The following is a 20017-nucleotide window of genomic DNA, read 5'->3' as shown; positions in this document are numbered from 1 at the left end:
GCGGTCCGCCGGGACGGTGCCTCGCGGGGGCGCAGTGGCGTCATCGGCCTCCCCGGGCGTGCCGGGCGAGGTGGCGCAGGGCCTCGGCGAAGTCCTCGGCCGCCCGGCGCACGGCCGCCGTGGCGTGCAGGCCCGGCCGGTGGTGCCAGGTGAAGGCGAGCCGGCCGTGCTGCACCGCGCCCACCACCTCCACCGGGTGCGAGCCGGGGTCGCGCGGGTCGTGGTCCTGTCCGAACGAGCCGTGTTCGGCGCGGACCAGGCCGCCGTCCGCCGTCTCGGGGCGTGCGTCCCACTGGCCGAGGTAGTTGAACACCACCTGGCTGTGTGCCTGGGCGCCGAGGCGTTCGCGGACCTCGGGCGGTCCGAAGGTGCGCAGGGCGCCGTAGCCGATGCCGTTGGCGGGCACGGCGCGCAGCTGGCGGCGGACCGACTTCACCAGGGAGCGCCAGTCGCGGTCCTGGCCGAGGTCGCCGGGGTCGGGCACCTGGAGGGCGACGGGGTAGACGGTGGTGAACCAGCCGACGGTGCGCGAGAGGTCGACGCCGTCCAGCAGGTCCTCCCGGCCGTGGCCCTCCAGGTCCAGACGGACGCGGTCGTGGCCGGTCCAGCGGGCCAGTGCCAGGGCGAGCGCGGTGAGCAGGACGTCGTTGACCCGGGTGCGGTAGGCGGTGGGCGCGGAGCGCAGCAGGGCCGTGGTGTCGTCCTCGTCGAGTTCCACGCTCACCGTGGCGGCCGGTCCCTCGCCGGTTGCCGTGGCCGGGTCCGCCGGGGCGGGTTCGGCGCCCACCGTCCGCTCCCAGTGCGGCAGTTCGTGATCCAGGCCGCCCTCGGCGACGTGCGCGGCCAGGCGCCGGGACCATGTGCGGAAGCTGGTGCCGCGCTCGCCCAGGGCGACCGGGTCGCCCTGGAGGGCCTGCCGGTAGGCCGTCTCCAGGTCGTCGCGCAGGACGCGCCAGGAGACGGCGTCCACCACCAGGTGGTGGGCGACGAGGAGGAGGTACGCGGGCCGGTCCGGGTCCCCGGTGAACAGGGCCGCCCGCAGGTGCGGGCCGCGGGCCAGGTCGAAGCTCGCGTGGAGTTCGTCGGCGGCCTTCGCCATCGCGGCGTCGGCCTCCTCGGCGGACAGACCCGTCAGGTCGTGGCGTACGAGGATGTCGTGGCCCGCGGCGGGCGGCGGGTTGAACTGCCGCCAGCCGTGCTCGTCCTGGGTGAAGCACATGCGCAGGGCGTCGTGGTGCTCCAGCAGGGCGTCGAGGGCGGTGCTCAGCGTCCGCGGGTCGGGGCGGCCGTCGAGTTCGAGGAGCGCCGACTGGTTGAAGTGGTGGTGGGCCGCGCGGGGCGTGGTCAGGAACCACTCCTGGATCGGGGTGAGCGGTACCTCGCCGGTGACCGGGCCGTCGGCGGAGGGCCGGGGCGCGGTGCGCACGACGAGGGCGAGTTCGGCGACGGTCTGGTGGGTGAACAGGTCCCGGGTCGCCACGTGCAGTCCGTCGCGGCGCATCCGGGAGACGACCTGCATGCTCAGGATGGAGTCGCCGCCGAGCGCGAAGAAGTTGTCGTCGGCGCCGGCCTCCTCGATGCCGAGCACGTCGGCCCAGATACGGGCGATACGGCGTTCGGTGTCGGTGCGCGGCGCGGTCCGCGGGCCGTCCGCGGCCTGGGCGGGGCCGGGCGCGGGCAGTGCGCGCCGGTCGGTCTTGCCGTTCGGGGTCAGCGGCAGCCGGTCGAGGGGTACGAAGACCGACGGCACCATGTGCGGGGGCAGCGACCCGGCCAGGTGCAGCCGCAGCTCCCCGACGGGCAGCGCGGTTCCGGACGCCTCCGTGCCCGGGGTGCCGGTGCCGGACGGCTGTGCCGGTACGACGTACGCGACGAGCCTGGCCGGTGCGCCGGGCCCCTCCCCCGCGCGGACGACCACGGCCGCGTCCCGCACCAGCGGGCTGCGGCGCAGCGCGCTCTCGATCTCCCCGGGCTCGATCCTGAAGCCGCGCAGCTTGACCTGGTCGTCGGTGCGGCCGGCGAACCGCAGTTGGCCGTCGGCGGTCCAGCGGACCAGGTCCCCGGTGCGGTACATCCGCTCCCCCGGCGCGCCGAACGGGTCGGGCAGGAACCGTCGCGCGGTGAGTCGCGGCCTGCCCAGGTAGCCGCGGGCCAGGCCGGGCCCGGCGATGTACAGCTCGCCGGTCACGCCGGGCGGTACGGGGCGCAGGGCGGCGTCGAGCACGTACACGCGGGTGGCGCCGGACGGGCGGCCGATGGTCGGGGTGCCTGTGCCCGGGGTGAGCGGGCCGGTCCAGGTGGCGACCACGGTGGCCTCGGTGGGGCCGTAGGAGTTGACCATGCGGCGGCCGGGGGCCCAGGTGTCGGCCAGGTCGGCCGGGCAGGCCTCGGCGCCGACGATCAGGGTGCGCAGGCCGGGCAGGGCTGCGGCGGTCTCCGACGGGAGCGTGGCCAGCGCCGCCGGTGGAATCAGCGTGTGGCTGACCCGCCGCTCGGCGAGCACCTCGGCGAGCCGCTCGCCGACCAGTGGCCCTTCCTCTCCCGTCACCAGCGCGGCGCCGCTGAGCAGGGAGACGCACAGTTCGAGGACGGAGGCGTCGAAGCTCGGGGAGGCGAATTGGAGGACCCGGTCGCCAGGGCCCGCCGCGTACTGTTCGGCGGCCGCCGCGGCGAAGGAGGCGAGGCCCCGGTGGGTGACCATGACGCCCTTGGGCGTGCCGGTGGAGCCGGAGGTGTAGATGACGTAGGCGGGATGGGCGGGAGTGAGCGCCGTGGTGCGGTCGGCGTCCGTGAGTGCCGTGTCCGGCCCCTCGGTGGACCACACCTCGGCCGGGTCGTCGAGGACCAGGTGGGCGCCCGCGTCCCGGATCATGAACTCCCTTCGCTGCGGCGGGTAGTCGGGGTCCACGGGCAGGAAGGCCCCGCCGGCCTTGGCGACGGCGAGCTGTGCCACCACGGCGGCCGCGGAGCGCGGCAGCGCGAGGGCGACGACGCGCTCGGGTCCGACGCCGCCCCCGACGAGCCGGTGGGCCAGACGGTTTGCGGCCCGGTCCACGTCGGCGTAGGTCAACTCCCGGTCGCCGTCGATGAGCGCCACGGCGTCCGGGGTGCGTGCCGCCTGCTGTTCGAACAGGGCGGGCAAGGTGGATTCGGGCACCGGGCCGAAGATGCCCCGGCCCTGCTCCAGCAGGTTCTCCCGCTCGTCGTCGGAGGCCAGCGGCAGCGCGCCGAGTGGGCGGGAGGGGTCCTCGGCGACGGCGTGCAGCAGGGTGCCGAGCTGTCCCGCCATCCGTTCGGCCGTGGCCGCGTCGAACAGGTCGGTGTTGTAGGTGAGCAGGGCGTGCAGCTCACCGGAGTCGGTCTCGGCGAACTCCAGGGTGAGGTCGAACGCGGCCTGCTCCGACTCCGGTTCGACGTCGGTGGCGTCGAGGCCGGGCAGGTAGAGGGCGACGGCCGGGGTGTTCTGGAGGACGACCATGACCTGGAAGAGCGGGCTGCGGCTGGTGTCGCGGACGGGCTGCACCTCGTCCACGACCCGTTCGAACGGCACGTCCTGATGGGCGAAGGCGTCCTGCACGGTCTGCCGTACGTCGCCGAGGAACCCGGTGAACGGCATGTCGGCCCCGGCCCGGGAGCGCAGCACCAGGGTGTTGACGAAGAAGCCGACGAGGGCCTGGGTCTCGGGCCGGTCGCGGCCCGCGTTGACGGTGCCGACGGCTATGTCCTCGGTGCCGGAGAGCCGGGCGAGGTAGCTCTGGGCGGCGGCCACGAGCGTGGTGAACAAGGTGGTGCCGTGGTCCCGGGCGAGCCGGGTGAGGCGCCGGGCGGTCGCGGCGGGCACCACGAGCCGGGTGGTCGCGCCGGCGCTGGTGCGCACCGCGGGCCGTGGCCGGTCGGTGGGCAGCTCCAGCGGCGCGGTGTCGGCCAGTTGCTCCTTCCAGTAGGCGAGGTCCTCCTCGGCCTCGGTGTCGCCGGTGGTGCGCTGCCAGTGGGAGTAGTCGGCGTACTGCACCGGCAGCGGCGCCAATTCACCTGTACGCACGCCGAGTTCGGAGCGGTAGAAGTGGGCGAGGTCGCCGAGCAGGACGGAGGTGGACCAGCCGTCGGTGACGATGTGGTGCAGAGCGAGGGTGAGTACGTGGTCGTGCTCGGCGAGCCGGATCAGGCCGATGCGCAGCAGCGGGCCCTCGCGCAGGTCGAAGGGGCGGACGCGTTCCTCGGCGAGCAGGCGGCGCACGGCCGGTTCCTGCTCCGCCGCGCCGAGTCGGCACAGGTCGTGGAGGGGCAGTGGCACGTCGCGGGGCGGGTGGACGCGCTGGATGCCGTGTCCGTCGACGCTGTCGAAGGTGGTGCGCAGCGACTCGTGCCGGGCTACCACGGCGCCGAGGGCGGCGCGCAGCGCGTCGGTGTCCAGGGTGCCGCGCAGCCGCAGGGCGAGCGCGGTGACGTACTCGGCGCCGCCGGGCTCGAACTCGTGCAGGAACCAGAGGCGTTGCTGGGCGTGTGACATCGGAGCGACCGCGTCTCGGGCGACCGGGACGAGCGGTGCGCGGCCGGATCCCCGCCGCTCGCCGAGCAGGCGGGCCAGGGCGGCCGGTGTCGGGTGGGTGAAGACCGCGCGCGGTGTGAGGTCGGTGTCGAAGGTCTCGGCGAGGCGGGAGGCGAGCCGGATGCTGAGGATCGAGTCGCCGCCGAGCTGGAAGAAGTCGTCCTCCACGCCGGGTGGTTCGCTGGCGAGGACCTCGCCGAAAACGTCCGCCGTGCGGCGCTCGGCCTCGGTGCGGGGCTCGACCCGCTCGGGGCCCGGCAGGGCGTCCGGCGCGGGCAGGGCGGCCCGGTCGACCTTGCCGTTGCGGCTGAGCGGCAGCGCGGCGAGCGGGACGACGGTGGTGGGTACGAGGTAGTCGGGCAGGGTGCGGGCGGCGAAGGCCAGCAGTTCCTCGGCGTCCCGGCCGGCCGGTCCGACGACGTAGGCGACGAGCCGCTTGGCGCCGGGGCGGTCCTCGCGGGCCAGGACGGCCACGTCGGCGACGCCCGGGTGGGCGGCGAGGGCGGCCTCGACCTCGCCCGGCTCCACCCGGAAGCCGCGGATCTTCACCTGGTCGTCGGCGCGGCCGAGGAACTCGACGGTGCCGTCCGGGCGCCGCCGGGCCAGGTCGCCCGTGCGGTACATGCGGGCGCCGGGCGGGCCGAGCGGGTCGGCGAGGAAGCGGCCGGCCGTGTCGCCGGGGCGGCCCAGGTAGCCCCGGGCAACGCCCTCGCCGGCCAGGTACAACTCGCCCGGGCAGCCCGGCGGAACGGGCCGCAGCCGGGCGTCGAGGACCAGGGCCCGCATATCGTCCAGCGGGCGTCCGATGGGGATGGTGCCGGGGACCGCCGCCGGGTCGGAGAGGGCGAAGCTGGTCGCGAAGGTGGTGGTCTCGGTGGGGCCGTAGCCGTCCACGACGGTCAGGCCGGGGCAGGCGTCGAGGACCCGGCGCACGGCCTGCGCCGGTACGACGTCACCGCCGGTCCACACCTGCGCGAGGCCGCGGAAGCAGTCGGGCGCGTCCTGGGCGAGGAGCCGGAACAGTCCGGCGGTCAGCCACAGCGCGGTGAGTGCGCCGTCGGCGGCGAGCCGGCGCAGCGAGGCCGCGTCGACGCCGCCCGGGGCCACGACGACGCAGCCGCCGTTGAGGAGCGGTGCCCACACCTCGAAGGTGGCGGCGTCGAACGCCACCGGCGAGTGCAGCAGCACGCGGTCGCACACTCCGTCGGCGAACCGGCTGTCGGTGGCGAGCGCCGCCACGTCCCGGTGCCGCACGGCAACCGCCTTGGGCAGGCCGGTGGACCCGGAGGTGAACATCACGTACGCCAGTTGGTCGGGATCGGCGGCGAGGTGTGCGTACGCCTGCGTGGTCCCGGTGCGGGCCGCTGTCACCTCCGTGGCGGTGAGTCGGCGGGTCGCGCCCGCCTGGGCGAGCAGGGTGTGGCGGCGCTCCTCGGGGGCGCGGGTGTCGACGGGGACGTAGGCGCCGCCGGCCATGAGTACCGCGAGCTGGGCGACGACCAGTTCGGCGGAGCGGTCGAGGAGCAGCGCCACCCGGTCCTCGGGGGCCAGACCACCGACCCGGAGCAGGTGGGCCAGCGCGCTTGCCCAGTCGTGGAGTTGACGGTACGTCCATCCGCGTTCGCCCTCCTGGATCGCGGGGGCGTCCGGGGTGCGGCGAACCTGCTCGGTGAACAGGTCGACGGGGCTGCGCGGCGCGGCCCGGCGGGCGGTGGTGTTCCAGGCGGCCAGCAGCTCGCGGTCGGCTGGAGCGAGCACGTCCAGGTCGGTCAGGTCGGTGTCGAAGCCGTCGGCGAGGGCGGTGAGCAGTCCGGCGAGGCGCGCCGCGGCGCGCTGGACGGTGGCGGGGTCGAACAGGTCGGGGTCGTAGGCCAGGTCGAAGCCGAGCCGTTCGCCAAGGTGGGCGCGGAGGCACCAGGGGAAGGTGGTGGCGTCGTCGGCGCGCACCTCCTCGACCCGGACCCCGGTGCGGGCCGTCGCCGACTCGTCCACGGGGTAGTTCTCGAACACCACCATGCTGTCGAACAGGGCCTCGCCGGACGGGACCTCGCTCACGGCCTGGATACGGGACAGGGCGAGGAAGTCGAAGCGGCGGGCGTCGCTCTGCCTTTCCTGGAGGTCGCGCAGCCACGGCAGCACCGGCCCCGCGGGTATGCGGACCCGGGTCGGCACCGTGTTGATGAACATGCCGATCATGCCTTCGACGCCGGGCAGTTCGGCCGGGCGGCCGGACACGGTGGTGCCGAAGACCACGTCGTCCCGGCCGCCGGAGCGGGCGAGGAGCAGCGCCCAGGCGCCCTCCACCACCGTGTTCACGGTGAGCCCGGCGCGGGCGGCGGTCTCCCGCAGGCGCCGCGAGGCCCCGGCGTCCAGCTCGTGGTGGACGGCCGCGGCGGAACGGGCGCGGTGGGCCTCGGCGGGTGTGCGGTCGTACGGCAGCGGGGTCCGGGCGCTGAAGTCGGCGAGGGTTTCGGCCCAGTGCCGCTCCGCCGCCGTCTCGTCCTGCTCCCGCAGCCAGTGCAGGAAGTCCGCGAAGGGCCGCCGTACGGGAGGCGCCTGGTCGGGGCCGCCGGTGAGCGCGGCGTAGCGCTCGCAGACCTCGGTGAGCAGCTGCCCGGTGCTCCAGCCGTCGAGGACGATGTGGTGGGTGGACCACACGAGGAGCACCTCGTCGCCGGGCAGGGCGGCCAGGGTGAGCCGGGTGAGCGGGGCCGTGGCGAGGTCCATGCCGGCCGCGCGGTCCTCGGCGAGGAGCCGTTCGGTCGCTGCGGCGCGCTCGGCGGGTGTGAGCGCACGCCAGTCGAGGTGGCTGACGGGCAGTTCCGCGTGGCGGTGGACGAGCTGGACGGGGTGCGGCAGGCCGTGCCAGTGGACGCTGGTGCGCAGCGCCGGGGTGCGGTCGGTGACGTGCTGCCAGGCGGCGGCGAAGGCCCCCGGGTCGGCGACGCCGGACAGCCGTACGGCCGTGCGGTCGAAGTAGGCGTGCTCGGTGTCCACGAGGCCGTGGAAGAGCATGCCGGACTGGAGCGGGGTGAGCGGCAGGACGTCCTCGACGTGGCGGCCTGTTCCGAGGAGCCGGTCGATGTGCTCCTGGTCGAGGCCGGCGAGCGGGAAGTCGGAGGGGGTGCGGCCGCCCGCCTCGGGGTCGGCGCAGTGGGCCACGATCTCCCGCAGGGCCGCGAGCATGTCATCGGCGAGCCGGTGGACGGTGCTCTGGTCGTAGACGGCGGCGGGGTAGGTCCAGCCGAGTTCGAGCCTGCCTTCCTGGACGACGCCGGTGATGTCCAGGAGGTAGGGCCGGGGTTCGTCCGGGTCGGTGTCCCGGCCGGCCGGAGGCAGGGCGGCGCGCAGCAGGCCGTCGGAGCCGCCGTCCGTGTCCCATTGGCCGTGGTAGTTGAAGCCGACCTGCGGGGCGGGGGCCCCGGCGAGCGGGCTGCCGGGCACGAGGTGGCGCAGGGCGCCGTGGCTCAGGCCGTGCAGCGGCACCGCGCGCAGCTGCTCCTTCACCGAGCGGAGCGTGTCGTGCCAGTCGGCGTCCGGGGCGACGCGCAGGGCGAGCGGGAACTCGGCGGTGAACCAGCCGACGGTCCGCGACAGGTCGACGTCCGCGAACAGTTCCTCCCTGCCGTGGCCCTCGACGCCGAGCAGGACGGTGTCGCGTCCGCACCAGCGGGCCAGGGTGCGGCCGAGGGCGCTGAGCAGGACGTCGTTGACCTGGGTGCGGTAGGTCTGCGGAACCGCGCGCAGCAGGGCTTCGGTGGTCCGCTCGTCGAGGGTGACGGAGAGGGTGGTGGCGGTTCCGTGGGTGTTGGGGCCGGGTCGGCCCGCGGGCAGGGCGGCCGGTGCCGTGCCGGTGCGTGTCCAGTACGGCAGGTCGGCGTCGAGTGCGCCGGATCGGGTGTGCCGGTCGAGCCGGGCGGCCCAGTGGCCGTAGGACGTGCCGGTGGGGGGCAGTTCCACGGGCCGGCCGAGCGCCGCCGCCCGCTGGGCGGTCTCCAGGTCCGCGAGCAGGATGCGCCAGGAGACGCCGTCGATGACCAAGTGGTGTGCGGTGATGACGAGTTGTCCGGGCCACCCCGGGCCGCGGTCGAAGAACAGTACGCGGAAGACGTACCCGGCGGTGGGGTCGAGGGCGGCCTGCGCCTCGTCCGTCAGCCGCTGGACCTCGGCCTCCAGTGCCGTGTCGTCGAGGCCGGCCGTGTCGTGCCGGGTGAAGACGCCATCCGGCGCCTCGGGCAGGACGTCCTGGCGCCAGCCGTCGGCGGTGTGGCGGAACCGTGTGCGCAGGGCGGCGTGGTGGCGTACGAGGGCGTCGGTGGCGGCCTGGAGCGTCGGGCCGGTGGTGCCCGGGGCGAGTTCGAGGCGCTGGGTCATGGTGAACCGGAGGCGCTGCCCGGGTGTGCGGCCGTCCAGATACCAGCGCTGGATCGGGGTGAGCGGCGCCTCGGCCGGCTCCTCGGCGGTGTCCTGCTTCGGCGCCGACTCCTGTACGCACAGGGCGAGTTCGGCGACGGTCTGGTGGCGGAAGACGTCCTTGGTGGCGAGGGCGAGTCCGGCCTGCCGGGCGCGGGAGACGATCTGGATGCTCAGGATGGAGTCGCCGCCGAGCGCGAAGAAGTTGTCGCGGGCGCCGACGCGTTCGACACCGAGCACCTCCGCCCAGATCGCGGCCAGGCGTTCCTCCGTGCCGGCCCGGGGGGCGACGTAGGGCGTGCCGCTGTCGGGCTGTGCGGGCGGGGCGGGCAGGGCGCGCCGGTCCGTCTTTCCGCTGGTGGTGCGGGGGATGCGGGTCAGCGGGACGAACGCGGCGGGCACCATGTGGTCGGGCAGGGTACGGCGCAGCGCGAGGCGCAGGGCGTCCGCGGACGGGACGCGGTCGGTGGCGGGCACGACATAGCCGACGAGCATGAGGCGGCCCGCGTTGTCGCGGGCGGCGACGGCGGCATCGGTGATGTCCGGTTGGTCCAGGAGGGCGGCCTCCACCTCGCCTGGTTCGATGCGGAACCCGCGGATCTTGACCTGCTCGTCCGCCCGGCCCAGGAACTCGAGGAGCCCTTCCCGGTCCCAGCGGGCCCGGTCGCCGGTGCGGTACATCCGCTCGCCGAGCGGGCCGAACGGGTCGGCGAGGAAGCGGGTGGCGGTGAGGCCGGGCCGGTTCAGATAGCCGCGGGCCACCTGCGCCCCGGCCAGGTACAGCTCGCCGGGCGTGCCGGGCGGCACCGGGCGCAGGGCGGCGTCGAGGACGTAGGCGCGCAGGTTGCCGCCGGGGCGGCCGATGACCGGGCGGTGCGGCTGGTCGGCGCAGCGGCCGTAGACGGCGTCGACGGTGGTCTCGGTCGGCCCGTACATGTTGTACACGGCGACGCCCAGGTCCTGTTCGGCGCGCACGAGGTCGCGCCAGACGGCCGGGGTGACGGCCTCGCCGCCGACGAGCAGCAGGCGCGGGTGGTGGCGGCCCGCGGCGAGCAGTCCCGCGGCGGTGAGTTCACGCAGGTAGGACGGCGTGACGTTGACCAGGTCGAGGCGGTGGTCGGCGATGTGGGCACAGAACGCCTGCGGGTCGAGGCGTACGTCCTCGTCGATCAGGTGGACCTCGTGGCCGAGGGCGAGGAGCAGCGGTCCCTCCCAGGAGGTGTCGAAGGAGAAGGAGGCGCTGAGCGCGGCCCGCAGCCGCTGCCCGTCGGCGGTGTGCGGGGCGAGCAGGCCCGTGCGGTGGTCGTGGCAGAGGTTGACCAGGTGCCGGTGTTCGACGGCGACGCCCTTGGGGCGGCCGGTGGAGCCGGAGGTGTAGATGAGGTAGGCGGTGTTGGCGGGCAGCAGCGGCCGGACGCGGTCGGCGTCGGTCGGGTCGTGGGCGGGCAGCCGGTCCCACGGGACCGCGTCGAGGCCGGTCAGCAGGGTGTGCGGGCGGGCGTCGGCGAGGAGGAAGTCCTGCCGTTCGGCGGGGAGCGCGGGGTCCAGGCAGAGCAGGGTGGCGCCCGCCTTGAGGACGGCGAGCAGCGCCACCATCGACTCGGAGGTGCGCGGCAGCCGGACGGCGACCACGTCCTCGGGGCCCGCGCCCTGGGCGATGAGGTGGTGGGCGAGCCGGTTGGCGCGCTGGTTGAGCGCGGCGAGGTCCAGCGTGGTGTCGCGGGCGACCAGGGCGGTGCGCTCGGGGGTGCGGGCGGCCTGGGCCTCGAACAGGGCGGGGAAGGTGGTGTCCGGTTCGGGCAGGCGTATGCCCTCCCCCTGGCGCAGTACGCGCTGCCGCTCGTCGTCGCTCATCAGCGGCAGCCGGTCGGCGTCCCGCCCGGGGTTCTCGGCGACGGCCTCCAGCAGGACGCGCAGCCGGGCGGCCAGGCGTTCGGCGGTGTCGGTGTCGAACAGGCCGGTGTTGTACTCCAGGTGGCCGGTGAGTCCGTCCTCGCCCTCCACGAAGTCGAAGGCGAGGTCGTAGGTGGCGACGCGCACCGGCGGGGTGACCGGCTCCGCTGTCAGGCCGGGCAGCCGGGGCGGCTCGGCGCCGAGGTTGTGCAGGGCGACCATGACCTGGAACAGCGGGGTGCGGCTGGTGTCCCGCTCGGGCTGGAGGGCGTCCACCACGCGCTCGAAGGGCACCTCTTGGTGGGCGAACGCCTCCAGGACGGTGTCGCGCACCTCGGCGAGCAGTTCCCGGAAGGGCACACCGGGGCGGACCTTGGCGCGCAACACCAGGGTGTTGACGAACATGCCGACCAGGTCGTGCAGTTCGGACCGCTCGCGTCCCGCGGTGACGGTGCCGACGGTGACGTCCTCCTGTCCCGCCCACCGGGCGAGCAAGGTCTGGCAGGCGGTCACCAACGTCATGTAGAGGGTGGCGTCGGCCTCCCGGGCCCTCTCGCGCAGCCGCTCGGTGAGTGCGGCGGGCAGGGTGAAGGTCAGCAGGGCGCCGTCGCGGGTGCGGACGGCCGGGCGCGGCCGGTCGGTGGGCAGGTCCAGCGGGGTTACGCCGTCCAAAGCCCGGCGCCAGTACGCGAGTTCGTTCTCGGCGCGGTCGGCGCGCGAACGTTGCCAGGCCGCGTAGTCGCTGTAGCGGACGGGCAGCGCGGGCAGCTCGGGGCGGCGGTCTTCCAGGGCGGCCGCGTACAGCTCGCCGAGGTCCCGGGCCAGTACGCCGATGGACCAGCCGTCGGTGACGATGTGGTGCACGGCCAGGACGAGGACGTGCTCGTCGGCGGCGAAGCGCGCCAGGTGGGCCCGCAGCAGGGGGCCGGCGGCCAGGTCGAAGGGAGCGGCGGCGACCCGGTCCACGAGGGTGTCCAGGGCGGCGTCGGCCGGGAGGTCGAGCACCGGCAGGTCCACGGGCCGGGGCGGGTGGACGATCTGCCGCGCCTGGCCGTCGTGTTCGGCGAACGTGGTACGCAACGCCTCGTGCCGGGCGACCAAGCCGTCCAGGGCGGTCCGCAGAGCCGCGCTGTCCAGCGGGCCGCGCAGCCGCAACACGGACAGGGTGGTGAACTCCGTACCGCCCGGCTCGAACCGGTCGAGGAACCACAGGCGTTGCTGGGCGTACGACAGGGGCGCCGGGGCGTCGGGGGCGGTGGCCGGGATGACGTCGGCGGTGTCCGCTCCACCCGGCTGGCCCAGGGCGGCGGCGAGGTCGCGGAGCGTGGGGTGGGTGAACAGCAGCCGGGGCGAGACCTCCGTACCGAAGGCGGCGCGCAGCCGGGAGGTGACGCGGACGGCGAGGATGGAGTCGCCGCCGAGGGCGAAGAAGTCGTCGTCGGCACCGACCTCGGCGGTGTCCAGTACGTCCGTCCAGGCGGCGGCGACGAGCCGCTCGGCGGGGGTGCGCGGCGCGGTCCGCGTACCGTCGGCGGCGAAGCCGTCGGGGCCGGGGGCGGGCAGGGCGCGCCGGTCGAGCTTGCCGTTGGCGGTGAGCGGCAGCGCGGCCATCGGCACATAGGCGGCGGGCACCATGTGCGCGGGCAGCAGGCCTTCGAGGTGCGCGCGGAGTTCGGCGGCGGGCGGGGGCGTGGCGCACTCCCCGACGCCGGTGCCGCCCGTGCCGGTGGCGGTGGCGACGACGTGGGCGACGAGGCGGCGGGTTCCGGCGGTGTCCTCGTATACGCCGACGGCGGCCGCGCCGACGCCGGGGTGGGTGTGCAGGGCGGCCTCGATCTCGCCGGGTTCGATGCGGTAGCCGCGTATCTTGACCTGCTGGTCGGCGCGGCCCAGGTACTCCAGGGTGCCGTCGGCCCTCCAGCGCGCCCGGTCCCCGGTGCGGTACATGCGGGTACCCGGCCGGCCGAAGGGGTCGGCGAGGAACCGGGTCGCGGTCAGTCCGGGCCGGTTCAGGTAGCCGCGCGCCACCCCCTCACCGGCCACGAACAGTTCACCCACCGCGTTCGGCGGTACCGGCTGGAGCGTGTCGTCGAGGACGTAGAGCCGCAGGTCGGGGATGCCGGTGCCGATGGGGCTGAGGGTGCCGGACCGGGCGGCCCGCCGGTCGAGACCGGCGTACGTCACGTGCACGGTGGTCTCGGTGATGCCGTACATGTTCACCAGACGGGGCGCGGTGTCCGCGTGGCGGGCGTACCAGTCGGCGAGCCTGCCCACGTCCAGGGCCTCGCCGCCGAAGACGACCGTACGCAGCGCCAACCGGTCGCCAATATGCGGGAGTTCGGCATCCGCGCGGATCAACGGGTAGAACGCGGACGGCGTCTGGTTGAGCACGGTGACCTGCTCGTCGGCGAGCAGTCGCAGGAAGTCCTCCGGGGAGCGGGCGGTGTCCTCGGGGACGACCACGAGACGGCCGCCGTGCAGCAGCGGGCCCCACAGCTCCCACACCGAGAAGTCGAAGGCGTAGGAGTGGAAGAGCGTCCACACGTCATCGGCTTTGAAGCCGAACCAGTGCCGGGTGCGGGTGAAGAGCCTGACCACGTTGGCGTGCGGAACGATCACGCCCTTGGGCGTACCGGTGGAGCCGGAGGTGTAGATGGCGTAGGCGGGGCTCTCGGGCAGCGCGCGTCCCGTCGGTCCCGCGGCCGGGCGGCGGGCGAGGTCGGCGCGCACCAGCGGGTCGTCGAGCAGCAGGTGGGGCACGTCGGGGACGCCCTCCGCGGTCTGCCGCGTGGTGACCAGGGCGACGGGACCGGCGTCGGCGAGCATCCGCCGGACGCGCTCCCCGGGCAGCCGGGGGTCGATGGGCAGATAGGCGGCGCCGGTCTTGAGGACGGCGAGGACCGCGACGACGAGGTCGGCGGAGCGGGGCAGCGCGAGGGCGACGAACGTCTCGGGCCCGGCGCCGAGTTCGGCGAGCCGGTGGGCGAGACGGCTCGCCCGTGCGTCCAGGGTGGCGTAGTCGAGGCGTTCGTCGCCGCACGTGACGGCCTCGGCGTCGGGGGTGCGGGCGGCTTGGGCGGCGAACAGGGCGTCCAGTGTGTCGGCTGGCCGGCCCTCCTCGGTGCCGTTCCAGTCGGTGAGCATCCGCCGACGTTCCTCGGCGGTGGTCCAGGCCAGGGAGCGCACGGGCCGCTCGGGGTCGTCGGCCAGTTCCGTGAGCAGCAGGCAGAGCCGCTCGCCGAGGGCGCGTACGGTCGTCGCGTCGAACAGTTCGGGGTCGTAGGCGAGGTCGAAGCCGAACCGTTCGCCCTGGTAGGCCCGCAGCACCAGCGGGAAGTTGGTGGCGTCCCGGGAGGAGACGTCGGCGAGGCGTATCCCGGTCGTGGCCGAACGCGCCTCGTCGAAGGGGTAGTTCTCGAAGGCCACCATGCTGTCGAAGAGGGGGCTGCCGGCCGGTACGTCGCTCAGCGAGGTCAGCTCGGCGAGGGACACCGCCGCGAAGCGCCGTGCCTGCGCCTGTTCCTCCTGGAGGTCCCTGAGCCAGGCGGCGGCGGTGCGGTTGCCGTCCACGCGGACGCGGGTGGGCAGGGTGTTGATGAACATGCCCACCATCGACTCGGCGCCGGGCAGGTCGTCGGGCCGCCCGGAGACCGTGGTCCCGAACAGCACGTCCCGTTCGGCGCTGTAGCGCGACAGGAGCAGCGCCCAGGCGCCCTGCACCACGGTGCCGAGGGTGAGCCCGGCCGACCGGGCGGAGTGCGCCAGGTGGGCGGAGACCTCGTCGGACAGCGCGCACGTGTGCACCTCGGCGGAGCGGGTCTCGTGCCCGGGGCGCCGGACGCGGTCGGCCGGCAGCGGGGTCGGGGTGGCGAACCCGTCGAGGGCGGTGCGCCAGTGCGCGTGGGCGGCCTCGGTGTCCTGGCCGGCCAGCCAGCGCACGTAGTCGCCGAACGGCCGTCGGGCCGGTGGCCGGGGTTCGGCGCCGGTGGTGAGCGCCGCGTACTCCTCCGACACCTCGGTGAGCACCTGGGCGAGGCTCCAGCCGTCCAGGATCAGGTGGTGGGAGGTCCACAGCAGGTGCAGCCGGGCGTCGGGGAGCCGGACGAGGGTGAGCCGCATCAGGGGCGCCGTGCCCAGGTCGAGGCCGCGGGCGAGGTCGTCGGCGCGCAGCCGGTCGAGGCGCTCGGCCCGCTCCGCCGGGTCCAGCTCGCGCCAGTCCAGCTGGGTGAGGGGGACTTCGACCCGGCGGTGCACGACTTGGAGCGGCACCGGGACGCCCTCCCACACCACCGAGGTGCGCAGGGCGGGCGTGCGGTCGGTCACCCGCTGCCAGGCCAGGGCGAGGGCGTCCGGGTCGCTCACGCCCTCCAGGAGCAGCGCGGCCTGGTCCACGTACACGTCGTCGTCCCCGCCGACAAGACGGTGGAAGAGCATGCCCTCCTGGAGCGGGGTGAGCGGCAGCAGGTCCTCGACGTCCCGCCCGTCGCCGACGAGCCGGTCCACACCGGCCTGGTCCAGGCGGGCCAGCGGGAAGTCGGAGGGTGTACGGCCGCCCGCGCCGGGGCGGGCGCAGTGCTCGGCGATGGCGGCGAGCGCCCGCGCCATGCCCGCGGCCAGGTCGCGGACGGTGTCCTCGCGGTGCACCTGGTCGCTGTAGTGCCAGGTGATCTCCAGTTCGCCGTCGGTCACCAGGGCGGACACGTCGAGGAGGTGGTCCAGGGGCGCGTCGGGGTCCATGTCCCGGCCGGGGACGTCGGCGACGGGCGCGAAGTCGCCTCCGGCAGGTGCTTCCCACTGCCCGTGGTAGGTGAAGCACACGTCGGGCAGCGGCAGTTGTCCGAGCGCTCGGGCCTCGGGCCGCGGTGAGCCGAGGTGGCCGAGCGCCTGGTAGCCCAGGCCGCGGCGGGGCACGGCGCGCAGCTGTTCCTTGACGGACTTGAGGGTGGTCCCCCAGTCGTCCGGTCCGGCCGGGGTCAGGGTGACCGGGTACTGGGTGGTGAACCAGCCGACCGTGCGGGACAGGTCGGCGCCCTCGTCCAGTTCCTCCTCGCGGCCGTGGCCCTCCAGGGCGACGGTCACCCGGTCGGTGCCGGTCCAGTCGGCGAGCACCCGGCCCAGCGCGCTCAGCAGGACGTCGTTGACCTGGGTGCGGTACGCGCCCGGTACCCGCCGCAGGAGTGCCTCGGTGGTCTCCCGGTCCACGCGTGTGCGGACGGTGCGCACGGACCCGGCGAGCGGGGTGCCGGGCAGGTCGACGGGGAGCGGGGTGCGCGGCGTCGCCGTCTCGCGCTTCCAGTGGGTCAGGTCGTCGTCGAGGTCGCCTGCCCGGACGCGTTCGGTGAGGGTCCGCGCCCAGTCGGTGAAGGGGGTGTGCTCGGGTTCGGGCGCCGGTTCCGCACCGGCAGCGGCTTGGCGGTAGGCGTGCTCCAGGTCGGCGAGCAGGACCCGCCAGGAGACGCTGTCCACCGCCAAGTGATGGGCGGCGACGAAGAGTTGCGGGCGTTCACCGCCGGGCAGCAGGGCCGCGCGCAGCAGGGTGCCGGTCGCCGGGTCCAGGGCCGCGCGGGCCGCTTCCGCGGCCTCGGCGGGAGGGGTTTCGGGGTCGTGGCGAGTGAGCAGTCCGGTCGCGGGGCCGGTGCCGGGGTGCTGTCGCCAGGCGCCGTCGGTGGAGGTGAAGCGGGTGCACAGGGCCGGGTGGCGGGCCACCACGGCGTGCAGCGCCCGGTCCAGGGCCCCTTCGTCGAGGTCGTGGGGCAGGTCGAGCAGCATCGACATGGCGAAGTGGCGCAGCGGCCCGTGCGTGGCGAAGAACCACTCCTGTACGGGGGTGAGCGGGGCGGGCCCGTCCTGGTGCGGGCGGCGGGGCGCGGGCACGGCGGCGGTGCGGCGGGAGGCGGCGGCTGCCAGGTCGGCGACGGTCTGGTGGCGGAAGACGTCCTGCGAACCGATGTGCAGGCCCGCGGCGCGGGCCCGGGAGACGGCCTGGATGCTCAGGATCGAGTCGCCGCCCAGCTCGAAGAAGTTGTCCGTGACACCCACCCGGGTCACTGCGAGCACCTCGGCCCAGATATGGGCCAGGGTCTCCTCGTCGGGGGTGCGCGGGGCGACGAACTCCCGCTCCTGCGCGGTGTTCTCCGGCATGGGCAGGGCTCGGCGGTCCAGCTTGCCGCTGGTGGTCAGCGGCAGCGCGTCCAGCGAGGTGAAGGAGGACGGGACCAGCGCGTCCGGCAGCACCTCGCGCAGGGCCGCGCGCAGGTCGGCGGGGGCGGGCCGGGACGCGCCCGGCGCGGGGACGACGTAGGCGGCGAGGCGGGTGTGGCCGTGCGCGTCGGGCAGGGCGACGACCGCGGCGGCGGCGACGGCGGGCAGCGCGAGCAGGGCGGCCTCGATCTCGCCGGGCTCGATGCGGTGGCCGCGCACCTTGACCTGGTCGTCGGCGCGCCCGAGGTAGTCGAGACGGCCGTCGGCGGTCCAGCGGGCCAGGTCACCGGTGCGGTACATCCGCTCCCCCGGTCCGCCGAACGGGTCGGGCAGGAAGCGGGCCGCGGTCAGCCCCGGCCGTCCGGCGTAGCCCCGGGCGAGCTGGCCGCCCGCCAGGTACAGCTCGCCGCCGACGCCGGGCGGCACCGGCTGGAGCCGGTCGTCCAGCACATAGGCCCGTACGCCGGGCAGGGGGCGGCCCACCAGCGGGCGGTCCCCGCCGTCGATACGGCAGGACAGGGCGTCGACCGTGCACTCGGTGGGGCCGTAGAAGTTGTGGGCGGTCACGTCCGGGTGGGCGGCCAGCTCGCGCCAGAGCGCGGGGCCGACCGCCTCGCCGCCGAGCATGAGGACGCGGGGGTGGTGCCGGGGGTCGGTGAGCAGTCCGGCGGGCAGCAGTTGCCGCAGGTAGGACGGGGTGACGTCGAGGAAGTCGACGCGGTGCTCGACGACGTACTCGACCAGCGCGGCCGAATCCATCCGGGTGGTCTCGTCGACCAGGTGCAGCGGGTGGCCGTCGGCCATCAGCAGCACGCCTTCGAGGGAGGTGTCGAAGGAGAACGACGCGGTGAGCGCGACCCGCAGCGGGCCGCCGCCCGCCTCGGCGACGAACCCGGCCCGGTGGGCGGCGAGCAGGTGCGCCGCCGCGCGGTGGGTGACGGTGACGCCCTTGGGCCGGCCGGTGGAGCCGGAGGTGTAGATGACGTACGCGGTGTGGTCCGCCGCCAGTGGGGCGCGCCGGTCGGCGTCGGTGGGGTCGGTGTCCGGGGCGTCCACGGGCACGGCGCGCAGGACCGGTTCGTCGAGGACCAGGGCCGGGCGGGCGTCGTCAAGGAGGAACCGGACCCGCTCCTCCGGTAGGGCCGGGTCCACAGGGAGGTAGCCGGCGCCGGACTTCCAGACGGCGAGGATCGCGACGATCATGTCGGCGGTGCGCGGCAGCCGCAGTGCGACCAGCCGTTCGGGACCCGCGCCACGGGCGATGAGGTGGTGGGCGAGCCGGTTGGCGCGGGCGTTGAGCGTGGCGTAGTCCAGCCGTTCGCCGCCCGCGACGAGCGCGAGGGCGTCGGGGGCCTCGGCCGCGCGGCGCTCGAACAATTCGGGGTGGATGGTGTCCGTGACGGGGAGCGGGGCCGGGTTCCAGTCGCGGACGACCCGCCGGGTCTCCTCCTCGGAGAGCAGCGGCAGGCTGCCAAGGGCGCGGTCCGGCGCGGCGCAGGCTCCTTCGAGCAGACGTATCAGCTGTCCGGCCATCCGCGCGGCGGTGGCCGCGTCGAACAGGTCGGTGCGGTACTCGAGGAGGCCGGTCAGACCCGCCCCGTCCGGCACGAACTCGATACTCAGGTCGAAGGTGGCCGCCTGCCGGGGCACGGTGACCGGGGTGACGGTGAGCCCGCGCGGGGCGGTGGCGGCGGGCGGGTCGGGGTGCAGCAGGACCATCACGTCGAACAGCGGGTTGCGGCCCGCCTCGCGGGGCGCGCCCACCGCCTCCACGACCCGCTCGAACGGGGTGTCGCCGTGGGCGAAGGCGTCGCCCACCGTCTCGGCCGCCAGGGCGAGGAGTTCGCGGAAGGACCCGGAGGCCTCCACCGGGGTGCGCAGCACGACGGTGTTCACGAAGAACCCGACACTGCGTTCCAGGTCGGTGCGGGAGCGGCCGGGTGTGAGGGAGCCGACGGTGATGTCGTCCTGGCCCGACCAGCGGGCCAGCAGCGCCTGGGCGGTGGCGACCAGGGCGGTGTGCAGGGTGGTGTGCTGCTCCCTGGCGAGGTCGCGCAGGCGCGCGGTCAGAGGGGCCGGGACGGTGAAGGAGTGGACGGCGCCCTCGCCCGCCTCCTCGCCGCGCCGCGGCCGGTCCAGGGGCAGCTCGGGCGCCACCGCCCCGGCCAGACGCTGTCTCCAGTGGGCGAGTTCGCCGTCGAGGCGGGCGCCCGAGAGCCGGGCGCGCTGCCACGCCGCGAAGTCGGGGTACTGCGTGGCCACCGGTGGCAGGGCGGGCGCGGCGCCCTGCGCGAGGGCGTCGTAGGCGGTGCACAGCTCGTCCAGGACGATGCCCGTCGACCAGCCGTCCGTGATGATGTGATGGGCCGTCAGCAGCAGGACGTGGGAGGTCGGGGACTCGCGCAGCAGCAGGGCGCGCAGCAGCGGCCCACTGCTCAGGTCGAAGGGGCGGGAGTACTCGGCCAGGAGGTCCTTGTGCAGGTCGCCCGCGTCCCTGACCGGCAGCGGCACCGGGCCCGCCGGGTGGACGCGCTGCACCGGGCGTCCTTCGGTCTCCTCGAAGGTGGTGCGCAGCGCCTCGTGCCGGGCCACGACGGCGGTCAGGGCCGCGCGCAGCGCCTCCTGGTCCGGCGTGCCGGTGAGGCGCAGGGCGACCGCGCTGTTGTAGCGGGCGTCGCCGGGCCGCAGCCGGTCCAGGAACCACAGCCGCTGCTGTGCGAAGGACAGCGGCAGGGGGCGGTCCCGGTCAGCGCGCGGGATGCCCTGCCGGGCGGCCGGGGCGGCGCCGCCGGTCCGGCCGGCGAGCCGCCGACGCAGCGCCTCCCGCATGTCCTCGGGCAGGGCCTCGGCACGGGCCTGCCGGGAGGGCCTGGAGGGGCGGGAGGGCTGACGTGCGGAGTCAGCGGGATCCGAGGCGGAGTTCGAAGCGGAGTTCGAAGGGGTCGAAGACGTCATGGTCGT

At 75.2% G+C, this 20017-nt stretch carries 1 protein-coding gene; it reads right to left on the bottom strand.

The features are described from left to right. Window positions 1-40 precede the first annotated feature (40 nt). Complete coding sequence (locus IG54_RS0119485) at window positions 41-20011, bottom strand: non-ribosomal peptide synthase/polyketide synthase (RefSeq protein WP_030785556.1); 19971 nt, start codon at window positions 20009-20011, stop codon at window positions 41-43. Window positions 20012-20017: the final 6 nt, after the last annotated feature.

The organism is Streptomyces sp. NRRL S-920 (assembly GCF_000717945.1).
Classification (GTDB): domain Bacteria; phylum Actinomycetota; class Actinomycetes; order Streptomycetales; family Streptomycetaceae; genus Streptomyces; species Streptomyces alboniger.
This window is presented reverse-complemented; position numbering and strand designations above follow the sequence as displayed.

What these genes read in the sequence shown, in the direction of transcription:
- IG54_RS0119485 (WP_030785556.1), bottom strand. Translation starts at nt 20,011, where the DNA reads ATGACGTCTTCGACCCCTTCGAACTCCGCTTCGAACTCCGCCTCGGAT.